General features: G+C 60.8%; 17 protein-coding genes and 1 CRISPR repeat array. Of the genes, 8 read left to right on the forward strand and 9 right to left on the reverse strand.

All coding sequences use genetic code 11. From position 1 onward, the window contains the following. The first annotated feature begins 60 nt into the window (after positions 1 to 60). The 5 genes from GBB11_RS07895 (at position 61) to cas2 (ending at position 6,795) form a co-directional block, all read left to right on the forward strand. Positions 61 to 1,128 carry a methionine ABC transporter ATP-binding protein gene (locus tag GBB11_RS07895; protein WP_192796399.1) on the forward strand — a complete coding sequence of 356 codons (1,068 nt, stop codon included), beginning with the start codon at positions 61 to 63 and terminating at the stop codon, positions 1,126 to 1,128. Further along, the gene (locus GBB11_RS07900; RefSeq protein ID WP_151550266.1) at positions 1,129 to 1,806 is read left to right on the forward strand and encodes a methionine ABC transporter permease; all 678 of its coding nucleotides are present in this window, start codon (positions 1,129 to 1,131) and stop codon (positions 1,804 to 1,806) included. A gap of 454 nt (positions 1,807 to 2,260) precedes the next feature. Continuing rightward, a complete protein-coding gene (gene cas9 / locus GBB11_RS07905; protein ID WP_151550267.1) occupies positions 2,261 to 5,560 on the forward strand; it encodes a type II CRISPR RNA-guided endonuclease Cas9 in 3,300 nt (1,099 codons plus the stop codon). Position 5,561: 1 nt separating this feature from the next. Further along, a complete protein-coding gene (cas1, locus tag GBB11_RS07910; protein WP_151550268.1) occupies positions 5,562 to 6,485 on the forward strand; it encodes a type II CRISPR-associated endonuclease Cas1 in 924 nt (307 codons plus the stop codon). A gap of 4 nt (positions 6,486 to 6,489) precedes the next feature. Beyond that, positions 6,490 to 6,795 (forward strand): CRISPR-associated endonuclease Cas2, encoded by a 306-nt coding sequence (gene cas2 / locus GBB11_RS07915; protein WP_369408570.1) that lies wholly within the window; start codon positions 6,490 to 6,492, stop codon positions 6,793 to 6,795. A 50-nt stretch (positions 6,796 to 6,845) separates the two neighbouring features. Further along, positions 6,846 to 7,201: a CRISPR direct-repeat array (repeat unit 36 nt; unit sequence GAAGTCTATCAGGGGTATATCGAACTGAACCCCAGC). 141 nt (positions 7,202 to 7,342) lie between these two features. Here cas2 and GBB11_RS07920 read toward each other — a convergent pair. Together GBB11_RS07920 and GBB11_RS07925 are read right to left on the reverse strand one after the other, a co-directional pair. Continuing rightward, the gene (locus tag GBB11_RS07920) at positions 7,343 to 10,282 is read right to left on the reverse strand and encodes an FAD-binding and (Fe-S)-binding domain-containing protein (RefSeq protein ID WP_151550270.1); all 2,940 of its coding nucleotides are present in this window, start codon (positions 10,280 to 10,282) and stop codon (positions 7,343 to 7,345) included. Positions 10,283 to 10,325: 43 nt separating this feature from the next. Then, entirely contained in the window at positions 10,326 to 11,282 is a 957-nt protein-coding gene (locus GBB11_RS07925; protein ID WP_151550271.1) for a sucrase ferredoxin, read from the reverse strand. A gap of 142 nt (positions 11,283 to 11,424) precedes the next feature. Between GBB11_RS07925 and GBB11_RS07930 the strand changes: the two genes are divergently transcribed. Beyond that, on the forward strand, positions 11,425 to 12,144 hold the full coding sequence (locus GBB11_RS07930) for a hypothetical protein (protein ID WP_151550272.1): 720 nt from the start codon (positions 11,425 to 11,427) through the stop codon (positions 12,142 to 12,144). A gap of 2 nt (positions 12,145 to 12,146) precedes the next feature. Here GBB11_RS07930 and GBB11_RS07935 read toward each other — a convergent pair whose 3' ends face one another. Both GBB11_RS07935 and GBB11_RS07940 read right to left on the reverse strand, forming a co-directional pair. Further along, positions 12,147 to 13,763 (reverse strand): DNA polymerase Y family protein, encoded by a 1,617-nt coding sequence (locus GBB11_RS07935; RefSeq protein WP_225979296.1) that lies wholly within the window; start codon positions 13,761 to 13,763, stop codon positions 12,147 to 12,149. A 7-nt stretch (positions 13,764 to 13,770) separates the two neighbouring features. Further along, a complete protein-coding gene (locus GBB11_RS07940; RefSeq protein ID WP_151550274.1) occupies positions 13,771 to 14,535 on the reverse strand; it encodes a hypothetical protein in 765 nt (254 codons plus the stop codon). 164 nt (positions 14,536 to 14,699) lie between these two features. Here GBB11_RS07940 and GBB11_RS07945 point away from each other — a divergent pair, with 164 nt between their 5' ends. Further along, a complete protein-coding gene (locus GBB11_RS07945) occupies positions 14,700 to 15,131 on the forward strand; it encodes a hypothetical protein (protein ID WP_151550275.1) in 432 nt (143 codons plus the stop codon). Between the two features lie 83 nt (positions 15,132 to 15,214). Here GBB11_RS07945 and nrdE read toward each other — a convergent pair whose 3' ends face one another. The 4 genes from nrdE to ykgO all read right to left on the reverse strand — a co-directional run bounded on the left by nrdE (position 15,215) and on the right by ykgO (position 18,827). After that, complete coding sequence (nrdE, locus tag GBB11_RS07950) at positions 15,215 to 17,362, reverse strand: class 1b ribonucleoside-diphosphate reductase subunit alpha (RefSeq protein WP_192795976.1); 2,148 nt, start codon at positions 17,360 to 17,362, stop codon at positions 15,215 to 15,217. A gap of 139 nt (positions 17,363 to 17,501) precedes the next feature. Continuing rightward, positions 17,502 to 17,960, reverse strand: a complete 459-nt coding sequence (gene nrdI, locus GBB11_RS07955) for a class Ib ribonucleoside-diphosphate reductase assembly flavoprotein NrdI (RefSeq protein ID WP_151550277.1) — start codon at positions 17,958 to 17,960, stop codon at positions 17,502 to 17,504. Between the two features lie 110 nt (positions 17,961 to 18,070). Next, on the reverse strand, positions 18,071 to 18,304 hold the full coding sequence (nrdH, locus tag GBB11_RS07960) for a glutaredoxin-like protein NrdH (protein ID WP_151529587.1): 234 nt from the start codon (positions 18,302 to 18,304) through the stop codon (positions 18,071 to 18,073). Positions 18,305 to 18,704: 400 nt separating this feature from the next. After that, a complete protein-coding gene (ykgO, locus tag GBB11_RS07965; RefSeq protein WP_151529588.1) occupies positions 18,705 to 18,827 on the reverse strand; it encodes a type B 50S ribosomal protein L36 in 123 nt (40 codons plus the stop codon). Positions 18,828 to 19,009: 182 nt separating this feature from the next. Here ykgO and nadE point away from each other — a divergent pair, with 182 nt between their 5' ends. Continuing rightward, positions 19,010 to 19,837 (forward strand): ammonia-dependent NAD(+) synthetase, encoded by an 828-nt coding sequence (gene nadE, locus GBB11_RS07970; RefSeq protein ID WP_151550278.1) that lies wholly within the window; start codon positions 19,010 to 19,012, stop codon positions 19,835 to 19,837. Between the two features lie 18 nt (positions 19,838 to 19,855). On the opposite strand, the gene GBB11_RS07975 is transcribed toward nadE, so the two are convergent. Beyond that, positions 19,856 to 20,275: a pyridoxamine 5'-phosphate oxidase family protein gene (locus GBB11_RS07975; protein ID WP_151582280.1), complete on the reverse strand. Its 420-nt coding sequence runs from the start codon at positions 20,273 to 20,275 to the stop codon at positions 19,856 to 19,858. Positions 20,276 to 20,379: the final 104 nt, after the last annotated feature.

The following is a 20,379-nucleotide window of genomic DNA, read 5'->3' on the forward strand; positions in this document are numbered from 1 at the left end:
CCCCCTTTTCCTAGGGGGCCTTTGTTTCCATTCACCTACGTTTTAAGGAACATTTCGCTCGTGGCACAACAACCACACGCGGCCGCCGCCGGCTCCATCCCTTCCGGTACTACTGGCACCGCTATTGAATTCCGCAACGTGTCTAAGACCTTCTCCACGAAGCGCGGCACGGTGACCGCCCTGGATAACGTCAATCTCACCGTCGCCCCCGGAGAGATCCTCGGCGTGATCGGCTACTCCGGTGCCGGCAAGTCCACCTTGGTGCGCCAGATCAATGGCCTCGATGTGCCGAGCTCCGGCGAGATTCTGCTGGACGGCACCAATATTGTGGGCATGCCGGAGAAGAAGGTGCGCCAACTGCGCCGCCATATCGGCATGATCTTCCAGCAGTTCAACCTGTTTTCCGCGCGCACCGCAGCCGGCAATATCGCCTATCCCCTCGAGTTGGCCGGCATCTCCAAGGCCGAGCGCACAAAGCGCGTCCAGGAAATGCTGGACTTCGTGGGCCTCTCTGATAAGGGCGGCTCCTACCCCGAGCAGCTGTCCGGCGGACAGAAGCAGCGCGTGGGCATCGCCCGCGCCCTGGCCACCAATCCCTCCTTGCTGCTGGCCGATGAGGCCACCTCCGCTCTCGACCCCGAGACCACCCAGGATGTGCTGGCCCTGCTGCGCAAGGTGAACAAGGAGTTCGGCATCACCATCGTGGTGATTACCCACGAAATGGATGTGGTGCGTTCGATCGCCGACAAGGTCGTGGTGATGGAAAACGGCCGCGTGGTGGAGCAGGGCTCGGTATTCGAGGTGTTCTCGGATCCGCAGACCGCCGTGGCTCGCCGCTTTGTGGCCACCACCCTGCGCAATGAGCCGGACAATGTGGAGTCGGATGATCTTCGCGGCAAACCGGGGCGGCTTTTTACCGTCAAGCTCACCGAGACCTCCGGTTTCTTCACTGCGGCCGGCCACGCCCGCGAGGCTGATGTGAGCGTCGATATTGTGCACGGCGGCGTGACCACCCTGCAGGGTAATTCCTTCGGCAAGGTCACCGTCCGTCTGAACGGCGATAATGCCGCCATCGACGAGTTCTACCGCTCCCTCACGCAGACCACCGAGATTCAGGAGATTTCTTAAATGGACACCACTTATCTCGCAGCTGACTGGGATCGGCTCGGCGATACCTTCATCGACTCCATCTTCGAGACCCTCTACATGGTGGGCATCACGATGGTGGCCGGCGGCTTCTTCGGGCTGGTGCTGGGCATTTTGCTCTACACCACGCGCCCGAGCGGCATCCTGCACAACTCGTTTGTCTACGCCGTGCTCAACGTGTTGGTGAACTTCATCCGCCCGATCCCCTTCATCATCCTCATCGCCTTCATCGGCCCGCTGACCAAGGTGGCCATCGGCTCGACCATCGGTACCGGCGCCGCCACCTTCGTGATGTCGATCGCCGCGACCTTCGCCGTCGCCCGCATCGTGGAGCAGAATCTAGTGGCCATCGATCCGGGCGTGATCGAGGCGGCGCGAGCGATGGGCGCCTCACCGTGGAAGATCATCACCTCGGTGATCGTCCCAGAGGCCTTGGGCCCCCTCGTGCTGGGCTACACCTTTATCTTCATCGCGGTGGTGGATATGTCTGCCATGGCCGGCTACATCGGCGGCGGCGGCCTGGGCGATTTCGCCATCGTCTACGGTTATCGTTCCTTCGATTGGACCGTCACCCTCGTGGCCACCGCAGTGATCATCGTGATCGTGCAGCTCGCGCAGTTCTTCGGCAACTGGCTGTCCAAGAAGATCATGCGCCGCTAGTTCGGCTCATCGCAGCACGCTTATCGACGCAGCGTCCCCGCTTCATCGGGGGCGCTGTTCGCATTATCCGCCGCTACCGGCTCATGCCGACAAGGCCGCAGGGTTCGCGGAAGAACAGGACAAACATCAGCAGCACTACAAGCGCCCAAGGATGAGGATGATCTTTTCTCTTGTGAATCACAGTCACCGTTCTTCCTACACTTGCGCCTATTTAATCACGTGAAACTAGAGAACCCTTCCGCTTCGCTAGAGTAAACGTATTCCTCTTTCCTGCGTATCAGCCTCACTAACCTCCACATGGGGGATACATAGCCGATTCGCTGGCCCATAAAAAGTCTCACTGCTAGTATGAGTGGTGAACTGAACCTCAGTAAACACCGGCTAGTTTCCGGTTGTGGAATGCTCCAGCCGGGCCTTCGGGTCCGGCTCTTTTTTATATCTAGGAGGACACCTCATGTCCACGAGGTATGTCGTAGGTATCGACGTCGGATCGTATTCACTTGGATGTGCCGCCATCGAAGTAGATGAGGCTGGAAATCCTCTCCAGCTATTGAATACCGTTTCTTTTATCCATGATTCTGGCGTTGATCCGGACTCAAATAAGACTGCCAACACACGTCTTGCAGTATCTGGTGTCGCTCGTCGAACTCGGCGCCTCTACCGCCGACGCAAGCATCGCACGATAAAACTCGAAAAGTTCCTCAAAGCTCAGAATTGGACGACACGTCCGTTTGAGGAGTACTCCGATCCCTATTTTCCGTGGAAAGCTCGGGTCGCACTCGTTAATAGTTTCATCGCCGACGGAGCCCAACGGGGAGAATACCTGTCGGTGGCACTGCGTCACATCGCCAACCATCGTGGATGGAGAAATCCCTACCATACAACCGCTAGCCTGTACTCCCCCGGTGAAGCGAGCGACGCCTTCAATGAGATTCGCGAAAACCTCAGCGAAAAGACTGGCCGCCCCATCCCCAGCGACGCCACCGTGGGACAGCTGATCTCCTTCGCGCAATTCGGCCACCATCGCCTCCGTGGCGGCGGCAAAGACAAGGACAAGAAGCACCCAGATCAGGCAAAGCAGGCGGTCATATCTGCTCGGCTACAGCAGAGCGACCATGCGCGGGAAATCAATGAGATATGTCGTGTCCAGAAAATCGACGACACCCTACGGAAAAAGATCATTGATCTCGTCTTCGCTGCTGAATCTCCCAAGGGCGCGCAACAAGGCCGTACAGGCAAAGATCCTCTCAACCCCACACAAATGCGTGCTGCTAAGGCCTCCGATAGCTTCCAGCGCTATCGTGTCTCCGCGCTGATCGGCAATCTGCGCATCAAAGAAAGCACAGGAAAAACGAGGCGTCTCACCGCCGAAGAACGAGCCTTGGTATTCGATCACTTGATCAATCTTCCGGCCAAAAAGGACCCTTCATGGCTCGATGTCGCCGCCATCCTGTCCGTCGATCGCGGGCGGCTGCGGGGCACCGCAACCCTTACCGACGACGGTGAACGCGCTGGGGCTAGGCCGCCGGTGCATGACACCAATCGAGTCATTTCGCGCTGCCGCGTTAAACCTCTCGTTACCTGGTGGGCTACAGCCGATGCCGCTCACCGAGCCGAGATGGTCAAGGCGCTGTCTAACTCCGAGGTGATCAACTTTGACTCCAAGGAGGGGGCTGCGGTTCAGGCATTCTTTGCTGAATTAGATGATGAACAGCACGAGAAACTCGATTCGCTTCACCTGCCCATCGGGCGTGCAGCCTATAGTGAGGACACCTTAACGCGGCTGACCGCTCGAATGCAGTCGGAAAATATGGACTTGTATGAGGCACGCCGTGCAGAGTTTGGTGTCTCCGAAGACTGGGCTCCGCCCAAACCACGCATCGGTGAACCAGTAGGAAACCCAGCGGTGGACCGTGTTCTCAAGGGAATTGCACGGTGGATAGAAGCAGCCGAGGCCGAATGGGGCGCGCCGCAGTCAATCGTCATCGAGCATGTACGTGATGGTTTCTCCAGTGAAAACGTTGCTAGGGAGATCACTCGTGAGAATGACCGTCGCCACAAACGGAACCTTCAACTGTTCGCGGAGATGCAGGAAAAGCTCAATATCGATGGCGCTGTGCGCCGCTCCGATCTATGGCGCTACCAGTCGCTCCAGCGTCAGAACGAGCAATGCGCCTACTGTGGCGCGCCCATCACCTATTCCAATAGTGAGATGGACCATATCGTGCCACGTGCAGGGCAAGGCTCAACCAACGTGAGAGAGAATCTGGTGGCCGTGTGCCATCGCTGCAACCTCGCGAAGAAGAATATTCCTTTCGCAGTATGGGCAGAAACATGTCCTATACCTGGCGTTTCCCTCACTGAAGCCCTCGAACGCACCAAGTTCTGGCTTCCTGAGCCTGGCCAGAAGAAGTCGGATTTTAACGCGTTTCGTAGTGCTGTCTGCGAACGGTTGAAACGAACCCACGATGATGAGCCCTTAGATTCCCGCTCCATCGAGTCTGTGGCGTGGATGGCTAATGAGGTGAGGGGACGTGTCGCACAGCACTTCCATGAGGCTGACACCAGCGTCCGAGTTTATCGAGGCGCCCTGACGGCTGAGGCGCGTAAAGCTTCTGGTATTCACAAGCGTCTGCGTTTCATCGATGGCCCTGGAAAATCCCGTTTGGATCGCCGGCATCATGCCGTCGATGCAGCAATTATTGCTTTCACCACTCCCTACGTTGCGCAAACCCTAGCTGAGCGTGCTAACAAGCGCCAAGCAGCTTTTATCGAAAACGCACCAGATCAGTGGAAAGAATATACGGGAGCCGATGACTCCCACCGTGCTGCTTGGAATTCTTGGGTGCCCAAGGTTCGTAAACTTGCGCATATGCTCCAAGCAGCGCTCGACGAGGACCGAATCGTTGTCACCTCCAATCTACGACTGCGACTGGGGAATGGACGTGCACACGAAGATACGATCGGAGCACTCAAGAAAATCCGTGTCGGTGGAGAAATCTCTGCCACAGACATCGACCGAGCTTCCTCGGAGGCACTGTGGTGTGCACTCACGCGTGAACCCGACTTTGATCCCAAAGAAGGCCTCCCTGCGAATCCGAACAGGCGTATCCGAGTTCACGGTTCGTGGTTCAACGCCGATGACGAGATCGAGGTGTTTCCAGTCGGGGCGGGTTGCATCAAGGTCCGCGGTGGTTATGCGGAACTGAGCCGATTCCATCATGCGCGCATCTACAAAATCACATCGGGAAAGAAACCTTCCTACGCGATGCTGCGCGTCTACAATGTCGACCTTCTTCGTCATAGACACGAAGACTTATTCGCTGTCGAGATCAAGCCCCAAACAATTTCTGCTCGCCAAGCAGAACCAAAGCTCCGCAAGGCGCTGGCGGAGGGGAGCGCAGAGTACCTAGGGTGGCTCGTTGTCGATGATGAGTTTGTGATTGACACATCCAGCTTTACCACTGGACAAATCGCCGGGCTGCAGGAAGTTTTCGGAACAGTGTCAAGATGGCGGCTCGACGGTTTTTACGGCGAAGGTAGGCTACGTTTGCGCCCGTTACTCATGAGTGCTGAAGGTATTGGCTCGGATGCCCCTAAAGAGGCGCGAGTAATCATTGAAGGTCGTGGGTGGACCCCAAGTGTCAATACAGTTTTCGGCAAGGGGCAGCCAACAGTCATTCGTCGAGACTCGCTAGGACGCGTACGCCTGTCTAGCGCAGCACATCTTCCCGTCTCCTGGAAGGTGCGCTAGCATGCAGTCCGGCTGGAGGGTTGTAGACTGCTCGAACCTCGAGGGGACCATTCGTTATCGTCGAGGTCAACTGGCCATCCAGCCGGACACCGCATCAGAAGCAGTTACCGTCCCGTTGAGTCATATCGCGGTCGTCATGGTCGGAACGAAGGTGAATATTTCCGGCGCAGTACTCGCAAAGCTCAGCGAATACGACATTGCGCTCCTCATTACCGATTGGCGTGGGGTACCTGTTGCCGGAGCGAGCCCATGGAATGAACACACTCGTATCGGCGCACGTCAGCAGGCACAGGCTTCGCTTTCCCTCCCCCGCCGTAAACAGGCGTGGGCGCGAATCGTGAGTGCAAAGATTTACGGACAAGCGGCAACCGCGAAGGCGCTGAATAGGGAGAGCTCCCACCTTTTAAAGAAGCTCAGCCGTAGTGTTCGCTCAGGCGACTTAGACAACAAAGAAGCAGTAGCCGCGCGAATCTATTGGAAAGCGCTCTCGGAAGGCCCAGATTTCAGACGACAACCAGGCGCTGCTTCGGACGGGTTCAACTCTGCGCTTGACTACGGTTACACGCTTCTTAGAGGAACTGGAATACGGGCAGTTGCTGGTGCCGGGCTTGCTGGGACGCTTGGCGTGTTCCACCATGGCCGTGCTAACGCCTTCGCTCTGGTCGATGACCTCATGGAGCCGTTCCGTCCTTTCATCGATCAGTTCGTGTTCTCTATTCTGGAACCGACTTCACCGCTCACCGCAGATCACAAACATCAACTTTCATCCTTCCTTCACAGTCACGCATTCAACAGCGATGGCCAGAGTGTTTCTACGGTCTTTCAAGACTTTGCGCAGCATTTTGGCTTATACGTCGAAGGAACAGTGGATCGGCTACAGGTGCCACGTTGGGAAGGGCAGCTCAGTGCCAGCGAAGGACAGTGAACCGGTGTGGTGCGTCGTAATGTTTGATCTTCCGGTCAAGACCAAAAACCAACGTAGGGAAGCTAATCGGTTCCGTAACCGGTTGTTCGACCTTGGTTTCTGCCGCGCCCAGTTCAGTGTCTACGTTCAGTATTTCCCACTGGCGGCGCGTCTCAGCACGATAGTAAAACAGGTGAAATGCGAACTTCCCGCAGGCGGTGAAGTGCGTATCTTGTCCGTGACAGACCAGCAGTGGGCAAAGGCGATCCGTTTTTCGAGCCACAAGGAACAAGCGGTCGAGAAAATCCCCTCTCAACTCACGATTTTTTAAAAACGCATGCTGAAAAAGACCCAGTTCAGGCCCTGTTTCTGGGCCTGACTGAAGTCTATCAGGGGTATATCGAACTGAACCCCAGCTGACTCGATCGCGCCGACGCGGACGAGAGAAGTCTATCAGGGGTATATCGAACTGAACCCCAGCGCCCGTAGAAGAATCCACTGATCCCGGCGAAGTCTATCAGGGGTATATCGAACTGAACCCCAGCTATGCGGGCAGTGTCAGTGATGGTGTCGGAAGTCTATCAGGGGTATATCGAACTGAACCCCAGCCAGCAGAATGCCGTTGCCAGCCAGCCGCGAAGTCTATCAGGGGTATATCGAACTGAACCCCAGCCCATCGTGGGTGGCGATCGTGACCCCGAGAAGTCTATCAGGGGTATATCGAACTGAACCCCCGCGATAGTGGGCACAGTGGCTATCTCGGTGCAAGCCTTTGGCGGTACATCACGCTTAACGGCAGTACCGCTTTCCACGTGCTGCGCTGCGATGATCCTACAACCACACACTTGTGAATTTCTGTAGGATCACCGCCCCGCGACCTACCGCGTCGCCTCCTCCAACAGGTACAGCACGTGCTCATAGCTCCGCCCGGTGATTTGCTCCATGCCCAGCTCGCAGGTGCGGTTGGAGGACACATAGGCGTCCACGCGCCCGTTGGCTTCGGCCTCGGCCAGCCCGACGCGCTCATCGCGGGTGGCGGCGTCGAGAAGTTCGGGGTGGAGCATGCCGCGGTCTCCGGCGGTGCCACAGCAGCCGGCGCCGCGGGGCACGAAGGCCTCCTCGGCGGCGAAACTGGCGACGCGCACGAGGGTGTCGCTGAGTTCCATGTGGGCCAGCGAGCAGTTCGGGTGCACGGCCACCCGCCCGAGGCGGCGGGTGGGTTCAAGGTGCTCAATGAGCCGGTCGGCCCATTGGGTGGAGTCGAGGATCTCGATCTGGGCGAAGTTCTCAGCGAGCTCGCCGTCGAGACACTCGGGGATGCCGGAGAGGATGCCATGGGTGCAGCTGGAGGCGTCCACGATCACGGGGATGGCGCCGTGGTGGGACCATTCCCATAGTTTCTCGGCGGTGTGGCGCGCCATATAGGTTTTGGCATCGTGAAAGCCCTTGGAGCTAAACGGCGTGGTGCAGCAGGTACCGGCCACATCTTGGGGGATCGCCACCTTCTGCCCGGCGCGCTGGGAGAGCGCGAGCAGGGTTTCGGGGAGGGAGTGGCCTTCCCCGGAGCGGCCGAACATGCGGTTCACGCAGGCGGGGAAGTACACGGCATCCGCCTCGGCCGGATCATCCCCTGCAGGCAGTGTGGCGGCCCCGCCGGGTAGGCCGTGTTCGGCGGAGGGCACGAGGTCATTGTCCATGAAGGAGCGCAGCATTCCGGTGGCGATGGACACGGAGCGGGCGCCGAGTTTCTCCCCCACCACTTTCTTGAGTGCGTCTTGGGCGCTGAGGCCGCTGCGGGCGGCGGTCTCCACGGCCGCCCAGTTCTTGGCCAGGATGAGTGCCACGCGGTTGGCGATCTGGCCGTTTTCCAGCTCGCGGAAGAGTTTCATCATCTTGCCGGTGTCGATGCGCAGCGGGCAGGCGATGGCGCAGCTGGAGTCCGCGGCGCACATGTCGATGGCGTCGTAGCCGTATTCGTCGATGAGCGCCCCGAGCATCTGGGAGCCGGCGGGCTGCCGGGCCATCTCGCGGCGCAGCACGATCCGCTGGCGCGGGGTGGTGGTGACGTGCCGGGAGGGGCAGACTTCCTCGCAGAAGCCGCATTCGATACAGGCATTGGCGATCGCCTCGATGGCGGGGGTGGACTTGAAGTCCTGAAGGTGCACCTCGGCGTTGCTGGTGAGCTGCACATCGGGGGCGAGGATGCCGGTGGGATCGATCAGCCGCTTCACCCGCCACATCAAGTCGAAGGCTTGGGGCCCCCATTCGCGCTCCACCAGCGGAGCCATGTTCAGCCCGGTGCCGTGCTCGGCTTTGAGGGAGCCATCGTATTTATTGAGCACCAGCTCCGTCATCTCTTCAATGAACTGGTCATAGCGGCGCACTTCCTCCGAGGAGCCGAAGGAGGGCGTCATGAAAAAGTGCAGGTTACCGAAGGCGGCATGCCCCATCACCGAGGGCGGATAGTTGTATTCGCGCAGCAGCTCCATGAGGTCTTTGGCGGCCTCGCCGATGCGTGCCGGCGGGAAGCACACGTCCTCGGTGATCAGCGAGGAGTTTTGCGGGCGCTGGTGCCCGAGCAGCGGCATCAGCCCGGAGCGAATCTCCCAGGCATTGGCTTGGTCGATGGCGTCCTCCATGAAGTGCAGCGGGGAGATCAGCTCCGCATCGGCCAGCACGGCCCGTGCCGCAGCCACTGCCGCATCGCGTTCTTCCTCCGTGGTTCCTCCCACTTCGAGGAGCAGCGCCGAGGCGTCGTCGTCAAGCGATGCCCACTCATCGTGGGCCCCCTTAAAGGAGCCGACCGAGCCCTTCAATACTGGGGAAACGAGCAGCTCACAGGCTAGGGCGCCGGCCTCCATGAGGCGGTGCACATAGTCCGCGGCAAGCTCCAGGCTGGGCAGGGTTACCCAGGTGACGGCGGTATAGCGCGGCTTGGGCAGGGTGGCGATATCGGCTTCCGCGATGAAGCCGAGAATCCCCTCGGAGCCGATCATCAGCTTGGTGAGGATGCCGCTGGCGGTATCGGCGTCGAGGAAGGCATCCAGGCGCAGACCAATGGTGTTGCGGATGGAGAACTTCGTGCGTAGCCGCGCCACTAAGGCCTCGTCGGCGCGTATCTCATCCCGCAGCTCGATGAGTCCTTGGGCAAGCTCCGGCTCCCGCTGCCACAGCGTCTCCTCCGCATCGGGCAGGCGGGTATCGATGATGGTGCCGCTCGGCAACACGATCTTCAGCCCCTGCACGCTGTGATAGGAATCCTTTTCCAAGCTACAGCGCATACCGCCGGCATTATTCGCCAGCACGCCACCGATCGTCGCCACGCTTGCCGACGCCGGGTCCGGGCCCAGCACTCGCCCGTAGCGGGCAAGCACATTCTGCACTCCTCCGAGGGCTTCGCCGGGGCGTACCGTCACGGATTCGGGGTGTACCACGAGCCCGCGGAAGTTTTCCCGCACATCCAGCAGAATGTCATCGGACTGAGCCTGGCCATTCAGCGAGGACCCTCCGGAGCGGAAAGTCACGGTGCGGTGATTCTGCTGCGCATAGGCAAAAATATCCGCAATCTCCTGCTCAGTGCTGGGGCTGGCCACGATCTGCGGGAAGCGCCGATAGGGGCTGGCATCGGTGGCATAGCGCACCAAATCAAGGGCGCGGGCATGCACATTGCGCGTCCCGAGCAGTGCTTCGAGGTCCTCCCGCAGCTGCTGCGGGCTGCCCTCGGCGAGCTCTTCGGGAAAATGATCCGGGTACTCGGCCCCCTCCGGCTGGGGCGGTACTCCGATATTGGCTGACTTTTTCTGAAAGAGTGCGGGCATAGACACCAGCCTATGCTGGCATCCCATCACCCGTGACTTTTTCCTAGCTTTCCGCCACGACTCGCCGCACGCGCCCCACCCACTTGTGGGCCTTTTTCGCCGGTTTCCCACAGGATGGGATCATCTCCCCTGCCGGTCGGCGCTCGAGGAACACGTGATAGCTGGAGCCATCGGGCAGGCTCACCTCCCGCACCGTTTTCTCCGGGTTCTTCTCCCCGCCCAGGTCCACGGTCTCCACATAGAGCGACCCGATCTCGGGGCTGCCATAGCTGCGCGCCACGAGGATCTCGGCCACCTGCCCGGCGGGGTCGAAACAGCCCCGGCCGCGCAGCTGCGGCAGGTAGAGCTCCCCGCGCTGCACCGCCTCCAGCATGGCGAGGGCACGCTCGGTGTCCATATAGGCATAGGAATAGCCCCAGGGCATGAGCATGAGGGTGGCGGCGAAGCGGTGCCCCTTCATGTGCGAGGTTTCCCATACCCATTCCTCCTCGGCGCGCTCCGCCAATTCCGCGGCGAGGGGCCGGCCCTTAATCGCGCAGCACTTATCGCGCTTGCCGTGGGTGCACACCAGCACCAGCGGGTGCGTCACTTTCTGCCCACCATTGGCCAGCGGCGTATCGAGGTTGAGCTCCAAAAGGTCCTGCGGGCAGCTGACCTCCAGCCGCTCCACCACGGGCTGCTGCAGCCCATTGCCGGTGAAGATGATGAACACGCGATAGCGCTCGCGCGGTTTCGGCCTGCCTGCGGGGCGAATGAGCTGGAAGGAGGCGTTATGCATCCCGAAGAAGTAGCTGAGCTTGCCGCTGAGCTCCCCGCCGAAGGAGCCGCCATCGAGCACATCGCGGCTCCAGCCTTGGTGGTGTTCGAAAAGCACAAACTTCTGCCCCGCCTTGGCGGTGCCCTCGATGGGCTCCTCCTTCAGCTCTGAGCAGGAGATCTGCTCCGGCTCGCAGGATAAACGGCCATCGGTGGGAATCTCAGGGGCTGCACTCTCAGTCATGAGAACCAGCTTAGTGGGCTATATCCGCCTGTCGCTCACCACGCGGCGCCTGCACGCTTATCGACGCCACCCTCCAGCCCCCATCCGTTGCTCCCCAGCACAACGCGGCCACACGCGTTAAGCAAATTAGTAAGATTAAGATATGAATAGCATCGCTTATACTCGTGTACTTTCCCGCCCCTATGCCCGCGCCCTGACGTGCGTGGCCCTCGCTACTTCGCTCACGATGGCTGGCTGCTCCCCCGGCGGTGATGATAGCGCCACAGACCCCAGCGCCTCGGTAACTACCTCCGAAGAAACCTCCACTACCCGTTCTACGGAGACCATCACCTCTTCCACTACCCTGCCGGCGGAATATGACTCGGAGGATCGGGAGCCGGTGAACGAGGATCCGGGTATTACTCCTCTCGGCGAGCTCAGCACCGCCGAAAATACCTCCAGCGAGGAATGGGGCGCTGGCACCGGCAAGGTGCTCCCGACCGCGGTGCGCGTGGGCCGCCACAAGAACTTCGACCGCGTTGTTATTGATCTTGACGTGGAGAAGGGCAGCACCCCAGGCTGGCGCGCCGTCTATGAGGCACAGCCGCTGCAGCAGGCTAGCGGGCGCCCCCTCGAGGTCGCCGGCGATACCTATCTCCAAGTGGATCTCACCGGCACCGCCTATCCGATGGAGTTCGGCAAGGACTTCCCGCCGCTGGAATGGAGCAACACCTCCGGCAAGGGCATCGTGCAAGAGGTGCTGGACGCCGGCACCTTCGAGGCCCGCACCCAATTCGTGATCGGCCTCAGCGGCGGCCAACGCCCCTTCTCTGTCACGGTGCTGGAGAACCCGACGCGGGTAGTGATCGATATCGCCCACTAGGCCTAGACATAGCTGGCCTCAATCCGCCACGAGCCGCGCACCCACACCAGCACCCAGCCATAGACGCGGCGCGAATCAGTGGCCGTGAGCTGTAGCCGGGCGTGCGCGGGGTGGATGCCGGCGCTGGGTGCGGGCGCGGCCGACCACCACTGCTCGTCCACAGGCCAGGGCCCGGCCCAGCCGCTCACGCGCAGCCGCCGCGTGCCCCACACCACCGTCTGCGGTGTGGCACTAAGCAGCAGATCCTCTGCGAGGGCCACTGGCTCCCCGGCGGCATCATAAAGCCCGATCTTGCTGGCCGGATGATTCCATCCGGGGCTGCGCCGGGCTGGCAGCGGCGCAGCCAGCCGCCCCGGCCAGCTGCCCGTATCGGCTGCGGGAACCCGCTCCCCATTGCTCACATAGCCGATGCGCTCTACCACCCCGCGCCCGCCCTGATCGAAGGGGCGCAGCACCGTATCGCTGCCATAGCGCGACTGCACGCGGGTGATGACTTTCTCGGCCCGCTCGGCCCGCTGCGCCGTATCGCCGAGCGCCTCCCATAACCCGGTATCCGCCCCTGGCTGTTCCGTCTCTAGGGGGATGAGCTCGAGCTCCACGATCCCACCGACAGACTCTTCTTCCTCCCCCTGGGCATGCTGCTGCCGGTGGGTGATCCACCCGCCCAGCTGCCAGCGCACTCTGTCGGCGGTAGCCGCCTCATCCAAGGGGGCGAAGGTGCGCCATACCCTTTCCAGCGTGCACTGGCCGGCGCCATCATCCACGGTGGCGCGAATCGCCAGCTGCACGCATACCCGGCCCGCCGCGGCGAGATGCTCGTGCAGGCGCGCCGCGAGGGAGCGGGCGATAAAAGCCGCCTGGTCCACCCGCAGCAGAGGCTCCTCGGGGACATACACCACGGCCTCTCCCCGCGTGTTCTCCGCTGCGGGCGCTAAGCGTCGGGAGCTATCGGCCGCACAGATTGCATAGAGCCGCATCCCGGCGCGGGAGAATCGCGTGGCCACCGCCGCGCGCGGCAGCTGCAACATCTCGCCGCAGCGACGCACCCCCATCTCCGCCAGCTGGCCCACCAGCTCCTCCCCCACTCCCAGACTGGGTTCGGCGCCGACAGCACTCAGCCCCACCTGCTTGAGGAATGCGCGACTGCCACCTGCGGGCACCACCGCGCCAAGGCGGCTACTGCGGGCAGCGATAATCGCCGTTGCCAGCTCATCGGCCACCCCCATGCGCAGGTCGACACCCTGTTCTGCAGCGGCCGTCATCGCCAGATCCATCGCGCGATCCTCTGTGCCGTAGTAGCGGGCTAGACTATCTGCCGCCACCAGCACCAGCCCGGGGCGCAGCACCTCCACGGTGGCCGCCACTTGGGAGAGCGACTCCACGATCACCGCGAAGGCCTCCCCATCCGCGGTGTCATCTCGCGCCGCGGTGACTGCCTCGGGGCAGATCATCTGGGCGGCGCGCAGACGCATGCCTCGCGCCACCCCACGGCGACGCCCCGCTTGGTTGACCACCCATACCCGCTGCTCGTGGTGCACAATCACGGGTACATCCGGCCCGCTGTCTGTGACGCGAGAGACCACCTGCGCCGGCCAGTCGGGGTACCACAGTGCCAGCACCCGCACTCTAGATCACCTGCAACTGCACTATCTCTGGCTCGCCCACCGCCGCGGCGGACTCTGCGGCAGGCGCCGCACCGCGCAGCTCATAATGCACTGTGCGCGCAGGCAGTCCCCGCTGCTGTATCTGCACCGCAATATCCACTCCGGTAATGCGCCCGCGGCCTGTCATGTCCATGCCATGAAAACGCTGCGGGGTAGCGCCCAGCCGCAGCTCCGCATTCGCCACCAGCTGCGGGCCACCGACCAGTATCACGGCGCAGTCTCCGCGGCGCAGCTTCGCCCGCAGCGCCCGCTCCGCGGCGGCCCCCACGTGGCGCAGTGCGGGAAGATAGGCCACCACCACATCCATGCCCTCGGCAAGTACGGCGGCGATCTGTATCGTGTCCTCAGCCGCACCACGAACAACGATGATATTTTCTAATAGCCCTCCCTCTTCGGGCACCTCGGCGAGCAGGAGATCATCCCAGCCAACGAGCGCCACTCGCTGCCCCTGGGCGCTGACATAGGCCACTAAGGACGCCACCAATGCCGGGCAATCACTGGCGAGGGTGATCCCACGGCGCGGCAGACCGCCGCCAGCTATAGCCCCCGCGAGCACCTGCGGAAGGCGCACACTACCTGCCATTTCTCGCTCTTCGACGCTAGCCACTTCAGCAGGGCGAGCAGCCCCTCCGCCCTCAAGGCCCACCAGCTGGGCACGCAGGGCAGCCACTTTCTGTTCACGGCTGAGCGCGCTCAGATCAGCGCGCTGCTCGCTGCAGAAACTCACGGAATCACCCCCTCGTGCGCGTCGCCACAATCCTCGTCCACACCCTCGCGTATCGAACACTCGTTCTTACCAGTGCTAGTAAACACCGCGCTTGAGTCCGCGTCAACTATGCCGCAATCACCCCCTGCTCCCCTGCCGTCCGAGGCACTCGATAACCTAGGAGTATGCCGTCGATAAGCGAAGCGCGTTCCCTTCCCAACCCGATACCCACGCCTGCACCGGTGCGCTTGGGCACCTCTGTACTCTTTGGCCTGGGCGTGGCTGTGCTGACCACCTCCCTGTCGCGCGGGATACAGGTGGCGATCATGGTGGCGTGCCTCGCCTTGGGCATCATGCTGATTTATACCCACCCCTATCGGCAGCGCATCCGCGAGTATCTCGAAGCGCGCGGCTTTGAGTACCGCGCCCGCGCCAGCATGCTCCTGCCGCTCTTTCCGGTGTGGCTGGCGCTAATGCTCGCCCCCGTGCTCGCCCCAGCCGCCCTCTGGGCCACCGCCCTGCTCGCCCTCGCCGTCTGGGGCTGGATGTGGCTGGTATTTCCGCATGTGGATGGCACGCGGATGCTCGCCTATGTGGATCGGGCGGACACCGCCTAGGTTTTACTCACCCCATAAAGCCGAACAGCCCCACCCCGTGCGGGATGAGGCTGTCAGCAAAGACGGCGCGAGGCGCGGAGGGGCTAGAGCATGCAGCTCACACAACCCTGCACTTCGGTGCCGGTGAGCGCGGTTTGGCGTAGCCGGATGTAGTAGACCGTCTTGATCCCCTTGCGCCAAGCGTAGATCTGGGCGCGGTTGATATCGCGGGTGGTGGCGGTGTCCTTGAAGAACAGCGTGAGCGAGAGTCCCTGGTCCACGTACTTGGTGGCCACCGCGTAGGTATCGATGATCTTCTCGAAACCGACCTCGTAGGCGTCTTGGTAGTAGTCCAGGTTGTCATTGGTCATATACGGCGCCGGGTAGTAGACGCGACCAATCTTGCCTTCCTTGCGGATCTCCACCTTGGAAGCGATCGGGTGGATCGAGGAGGTGGAGTTGTTGATATACGAGATCGAGCCCGTCGGCGGCACCGCCTGCAGATAGCGGTTAAACATGCCGTAGGTGGCCACCGATTCCTTCAGCTCCGCCCACTCCTCTGCAGTAGGAGTGTGAATGGTGGAGTTGTCGAAGATCTCCTTCACCCGCTCGGTGCGGGGCGCGAACTCGGCCGGATCATAGCGGTCGAAGAACTCGCCGGTGGCGTAGTCGGAGGTTTCGAACTTGGTGAAGTGCTCGCCACGCTCCTTCGCGATCTGGTTGGAGGCCTTGATGCACTCGTACATCACCGCGGCGAAGTAGGCATTGGTGAAGTCCAGGGCCTCCTCGGAGCCATAGTGGATGTGCTCGCGGCCCAAAAAGCCGTGCAGGTTCATCTGACCGAGGCCGATAGCGTGGGCGTTGTCATTGCCCTTACGGATCGACGGCACCGAGTCGATCGCGGTCTGCTCGGACACCGCCGTCAGCCCGCGGATGGCGGCCTCGATGGTGGCGGAGAAGTCCGGGGAGTCCATGGTCTTGGCGATATTCAACGAGCCCAAGTTGCAGGAAATATCCTCGCCGACGTGAGCATAGGACAGATCATCGTTGAACTCCGAGGCGGTGGAGATCTGCAGGATCTCAGAGCACAGGTTCGAGTGGGTGATACGGCCCTCGATCGGGTTGGCCTCATTCACCGTGTCCTCGAACATGATGTAGGGGTAGCCGGACTCAAACTGGATCTCGGCGAGCGTCTGGAAGAACTGGCGCGCGTTGATCTTGGTCTTGCGGATCCGGGGATCCTCCACCATCTCTGCGTAGTGCTCGCTGATGGGCACATCGGCAAAGGGCTTGCCGTAGACCCGCTCCACGTCATAGGGCGAGAAGAGGTACATGTCATCGTTCTTCTTCGCCAGCTCGAAGGTGATATCGGGGATCACCACACCGAGCGAGAGAGTTTTAATGCGGATCTTCTCATCCGCGTTCTCTCGCTTGGTGTCCAAAAAGCGCATGATGTCCGGGTGGTGGGCGTGCAGGTACACGGCGCCGGCACCCTGCCGGGCACCCAGCTGGTTGGCATAGGAGAAGGAATCCTCCAGCAGCTTCATGACCGGCACCACGCCAGAGGACTGGTTTTCGATCTTCTTAATCGGCGCGCCCTGCTCGCGCAGGTTCGACAGCAGCAACGCCACGCCACCACCGCGCTTGGAGAGCTGCAGCGCGGAGTTAATGGCGCGGCCGATCGATTCCATGTTGTCTTCGATACGCAGCAGGAAGCAGGACACCGGCTCGCCGCGCTGGGCTTTACCGGAGTTGAGGAAGGTCGGGGTGGCGGGCTGGAAGCGGCCACCCATGATCTCATCCACCAGCATCTCTGCAAGACGCTCATCGCCATCGGCCAGCGTCAGTGCCACCATGCACACGCGATCCTCGAAGCGCTCGAGATAGCGCCGCCCATCGAAGGTGGTGAGGGTGTAGCTGGTGTAGTACTTATAGGCCCCGAGGAAGGTCTCGAAGCGGAAGCGCTTCGCATAGGCCCGCTTGAACAGGGACTTCACAAAGGGGAAATCCCACTTATCCAGCACATGCTTCTCGTAGTAGTCATTGTCCAGCAGATAATCCAGCTTTTCCCGGAGGTTGTGGAAAAAGACGGTGTTCTGGTTGACGTGCTGCAGGAAGAACTGGTTAGCCGCCTCACGATCCTTATCGAACTGGATCTTGCCTTCATCGTCGTACAGATTCAGCATCGCGTTGAGCGCGTGATAATCCAGCTGATCTGCCTTGCGCACCGGTTCGGCGACGTTCTTTCCCATCTCGGCCACAGTCGATCATTTCCTTTACATCTTGAAATTTCGGTTGTGCGCCCTGAGCGGCGCCAACCTGTGGTTGCTGTTGTTGTTTTTGTCTCTACGCGGTGACGGCTTCGGCTCTAGTCATCCTAGAGCACCGACTCTAGAAGCCGCTGGCATTCTCCGCGTGCTGGGATACCGGCCGCAGGCCAAGCTGTTCGGCGTTCTCCCTGAGCCCCTCTTGTACGAGGCGCACATCTTCATCAGTCCCCATGAGCTCGAAGCGATACACATAGGGCACATGGCATTTGGCGGCAATAACATTCCCTGCCGTCCCAAAATCTGCTCCAAAGTTTGAGTTCCCGCCGGCGATCACAGCCCGAATAAGCGAGCGGTTGTGGTCATTGTTGAGAAAGCGAATTACCTGCACGGGCACTGGTTTAGGCTCGCGGCCCATAATGGAGACCCCACCGCCATAGGTGGGACAGATCAACACATAAGGCTCATGCACGATGAGCGGCTCGTCATTTTTACGAAGCGGAATCCTGCGCGCGGGAAACCCGAGCTTATCGACGAATTTTTTCGTATTCCCCGTCGCGGAGGAAAAATACACTACAAGCATGATGCGCCTGCCGAATCCTGGTATCTAGGTGGGCCAATAGAAACAGGACCACTCGTTCGTACTGTGTAACTACTACGAGTGGCCCTTTACTATCCGCAAGCGATAAGCGGCTAGGCAACCTGGGCGCTGAGCGTGCGAATGCGCTCAGGGCGGAAGCCCGACCAGTGCTCTCCATCAGCCACCACGACGGGCGCCTGAACGTAGCCGAGAGCCATCACATAATCGAGCGCCTCGCTGTCCATGCTGATGTCCACGAGCGAGTACTCCAGACCAGCACGGTCGAGAGCTTTCTTCGTGGCGTTGCACTGCATGCAGGCGGGCTTGGTGTAGAGGGTGATAGCCATCGTCGGAGTAATCCTTATTGCTTGGGGAATGAATCGCAGTCAAAGGGGTGCTGCGGTGGTACGTGGTGTCACCAGCAAGTGAGGAGCTTGTGGTGAGCTGCTGAACTAGACACTATACGTAGTATCCATTTACCGCAAGAGCACAATATGTAGTAGTTACACGCTGGAAATTCCCAAGATGACATCCATGTAAGCACTACATCTGGCGAGAAGCGTTCGCCACCAAAAGCAATTCTGTCTTTACCCGTCTTGGGAGAATGCTAAAACCGCAGGAGCGTCGTTATCGAATCGTTATATTCTGGGATCTATTCCCGCCCACCAACAAAAAACACCGCCCATCCTCACAAGGTAAGGACAGGCGGTGTGTCTAGGTAGGCTGACAAGCCAAGGACCTACAGGATTAGCCCTGGCGAGCCTTGAAGCGGGGGTCCTTCTTGTTCAGGACGTATACCTTGCCACGACGACGCACAACCTGGGCGCCCGGCTTGTTCTTCAGCGACCGAAGCGACTTGCGGACCTTCATCGGGCGCTCCTTTCTATTAGCGCTTATAAGTTCTAAGGGTCACCCACCGTGGGCGCCCTGCCGAACCGCGACGTGAGTGCAGAGCATTCACGGGGTTCAATGACACGAACGATTATCATAGACCACCGGCGCACCATTGTACAAAATGCCGCCGACTACGGTACGAGACTACTATCGGCCGCATGCAGACACTCCAAGCTCAGATCATCGACCACCTCGACGTCCACCCCACCATAGACCCCGCCGCAGAGCTCACCCGCCGCGTGGATTTTCTCTGCGACTACCTAGCGGCCACTGGGCTAGCCGGCTTCGTGCTTGGTATCTCCGGCGGACAGGATTCCACACTGGCGGGCAAGCTCGCCCAACTTGCCGTGGAGAAGCGCCGCGCCGCCGGCCATGAGGCAGAGTTTTATGCCGTGCGCCTGCCTTATGACCGACAAGCAGACGAGGCAGATGTGGATGTGGCCATGCGCTTCATCCGCCCCGACCACGAGCTGCGCATCAATATTAAGCCCGCCACCGACATGGTGGAGGACGGCGTGGCCCAAGCCCTTGAGCAGACCAGCATGAGCGATTTTCATCGCGGCAATGTCAAGGCCCGCGAACGCATGGTGATGCACTACGCCATCGCCGGCGAGCGCAACCTGCTGGTCGTAGGCACGGATCACGCGGCAGAAAATGTCACCGGATTCTTCACCAAGTTCGGCGATGGTGCCGCCGATCTGCTCCCACTCTGGGGACTGAATAAGCGCCAAGGCGCCGCCCTGCTCGCCGAACTAGGCGCCCCCGAGAGCACCTGGACTAAGGTGCCCACCGCCGACCTCGAAGATGATCGCCCGCTACTCGCAGATGAGGACGCACTAGGGGTGCGCTATAGCGATATCGACGACTACCTCGAGGGCAAGACTATTGCTGATGCCGCCCGTGAACGCATCGAGCGGCTGTGGCAGCGCGGCCGCCACAAGCGGGCGCTGCCCGCCACCTATGCAGATAGTTGGTGGCGCAGCTAGTCTCGCTTCACCCCTAGGCTAGTAGCGTTCCGGCTCCTCACCGAGCCGGAACGCACGGCCGTTGAGCTGCTGCGGGGTAATACGTACAAAGTTGTACTTCAGCGTCGGCAGCCACGGCTTCAGGTTCAACCCCTCGGCATAGTCGATGTCCTCCTGGCGGTCGAGCACCTCGGCGGTGCCTTGGATCACCACGGACCAGGCGCGCTCCTCGGTGAAGTAGTCCACCTCAAAGAGCACATCGGGATTGACGAAGAGCGAGAAGAGCTTGTTGCCTTGCGCGGTGCGAATATAGATACAGCCATCGTCCACCACATAGTTCACGGGGAAGATGTCCATCTCATCCTTGCGGCGCACCACCACACGGCCCAATTGCTGGGTACCCAGCTTCTCTAGGCACGCGCCCTCATTAAGAATCTTTACAACATCATTGTCAGCCATAGGCCCATTGTCCCACTCCCAGCCAGCACTGGTGGGCGAGCCAGCTCACACGTGGGCTTCCCACATCGCCGTCCCCCACAGCATCAAACCACAGAACGCCCCAC

Source organism: Corynebacterium sp. 74A (genome assembly GCF_008930665.1).
Taxonomy (GTDB): Bacteria; Actinomycetota; Actinomycetes; order Mycobacteriales; family Mycobacteriaceae; genus Corynebacterium; species Corynebacterium megadyptis.

Bases quoted from the DNA above. Each gene is read 5' to 3' on its own strand.
- GBB11_RS07900 (WP_151550266.1), top strand. From the start codon at position 1,129: ATGGACACCACTTATCTCGCAGCTGACTGGGATCGGCTCGGCGATACC.
- cas9 (WP_151550267.1), top strand. From the start codon at position 2,261: ATGTCCACGAGGTATGTCGTAGGTATCGACGTCGGATCGTATTCACTT.
- cas1 (WP_151550268.1), top strand. From the start codon at position 5,562: ATGCAGTCCGGCTGGAGGGTTGTAGACTGCTCGAACCTCGAGGGGACC.
- GBB11_RS07920 (WP_151550270.1), bottom strand. From the start codon at position 10,282: ATGCCCGCACTCTTTCAGAAAAAGTCAGCCAATATCGGAGTACCGCCC.
- GBB11_RS07925 (WP_151550271.1), bottom strand. From the start codon at position 11,282: ATGACTGAGAGTGCAGCCCCTGAGATTCCCACCGATGGCCGTTTATCC.
- GBB11_RS07930 (WP_151550272.1), top strand. From the start codon at position 11,425: ATGAATAGCATCGCTTATACTCGTGTACTTTCCCGCCCCTATGCCCGC.
- GBB11_RS07945 (WP_151550275.1), top strand. From the start codon at position 14,700: ATGCCGTCGATAAGCGAAGCGCGTTCCCTTCCCAACCCGATACCCACG.
- nrdE (WP_192795976.1), bottom strand. From the start codon at position 17,362: ATGGGAAAGAACGTCGCCGAACCGGTGCGCAAGGCAGATCAGCTGGAT.
- nrdI (WP_151550277.1), bottom strand. From the start codon at position 17,960: ATGCTTGTAGTGTATTTTTCCTCCGCGACGGGGAATACGAAAAAATTC.
- nrdH (WP_151529587.1), bottom strand. From the start codon at position 18,304: ATGGCTATCACCCTCTACACCAAGCCCGCCTGCATGCAGTGCAACGCC.
- ykgO (WP_151529588.1), bottom strand. From the start codon at position 18,827: ATGAAGGTCCGCAAGTCGCTTCGGTCGCTGAAGAACAAGCCGGGCGCC.
- nadE (WP_151550278.1), top strand. From the start codon at position 19,010: ATGCAGACACTCCAAGCTCAGATCATCGACCACCTCGACGTCCACCCC.
- GBB11_RS07975 (WP_151582280.1), bottom strand. From the start codon at position 20,275: ATGGCTGACAATGATGTTGTAAAGATTCTTAATGAGGGCGCGTGCCTA.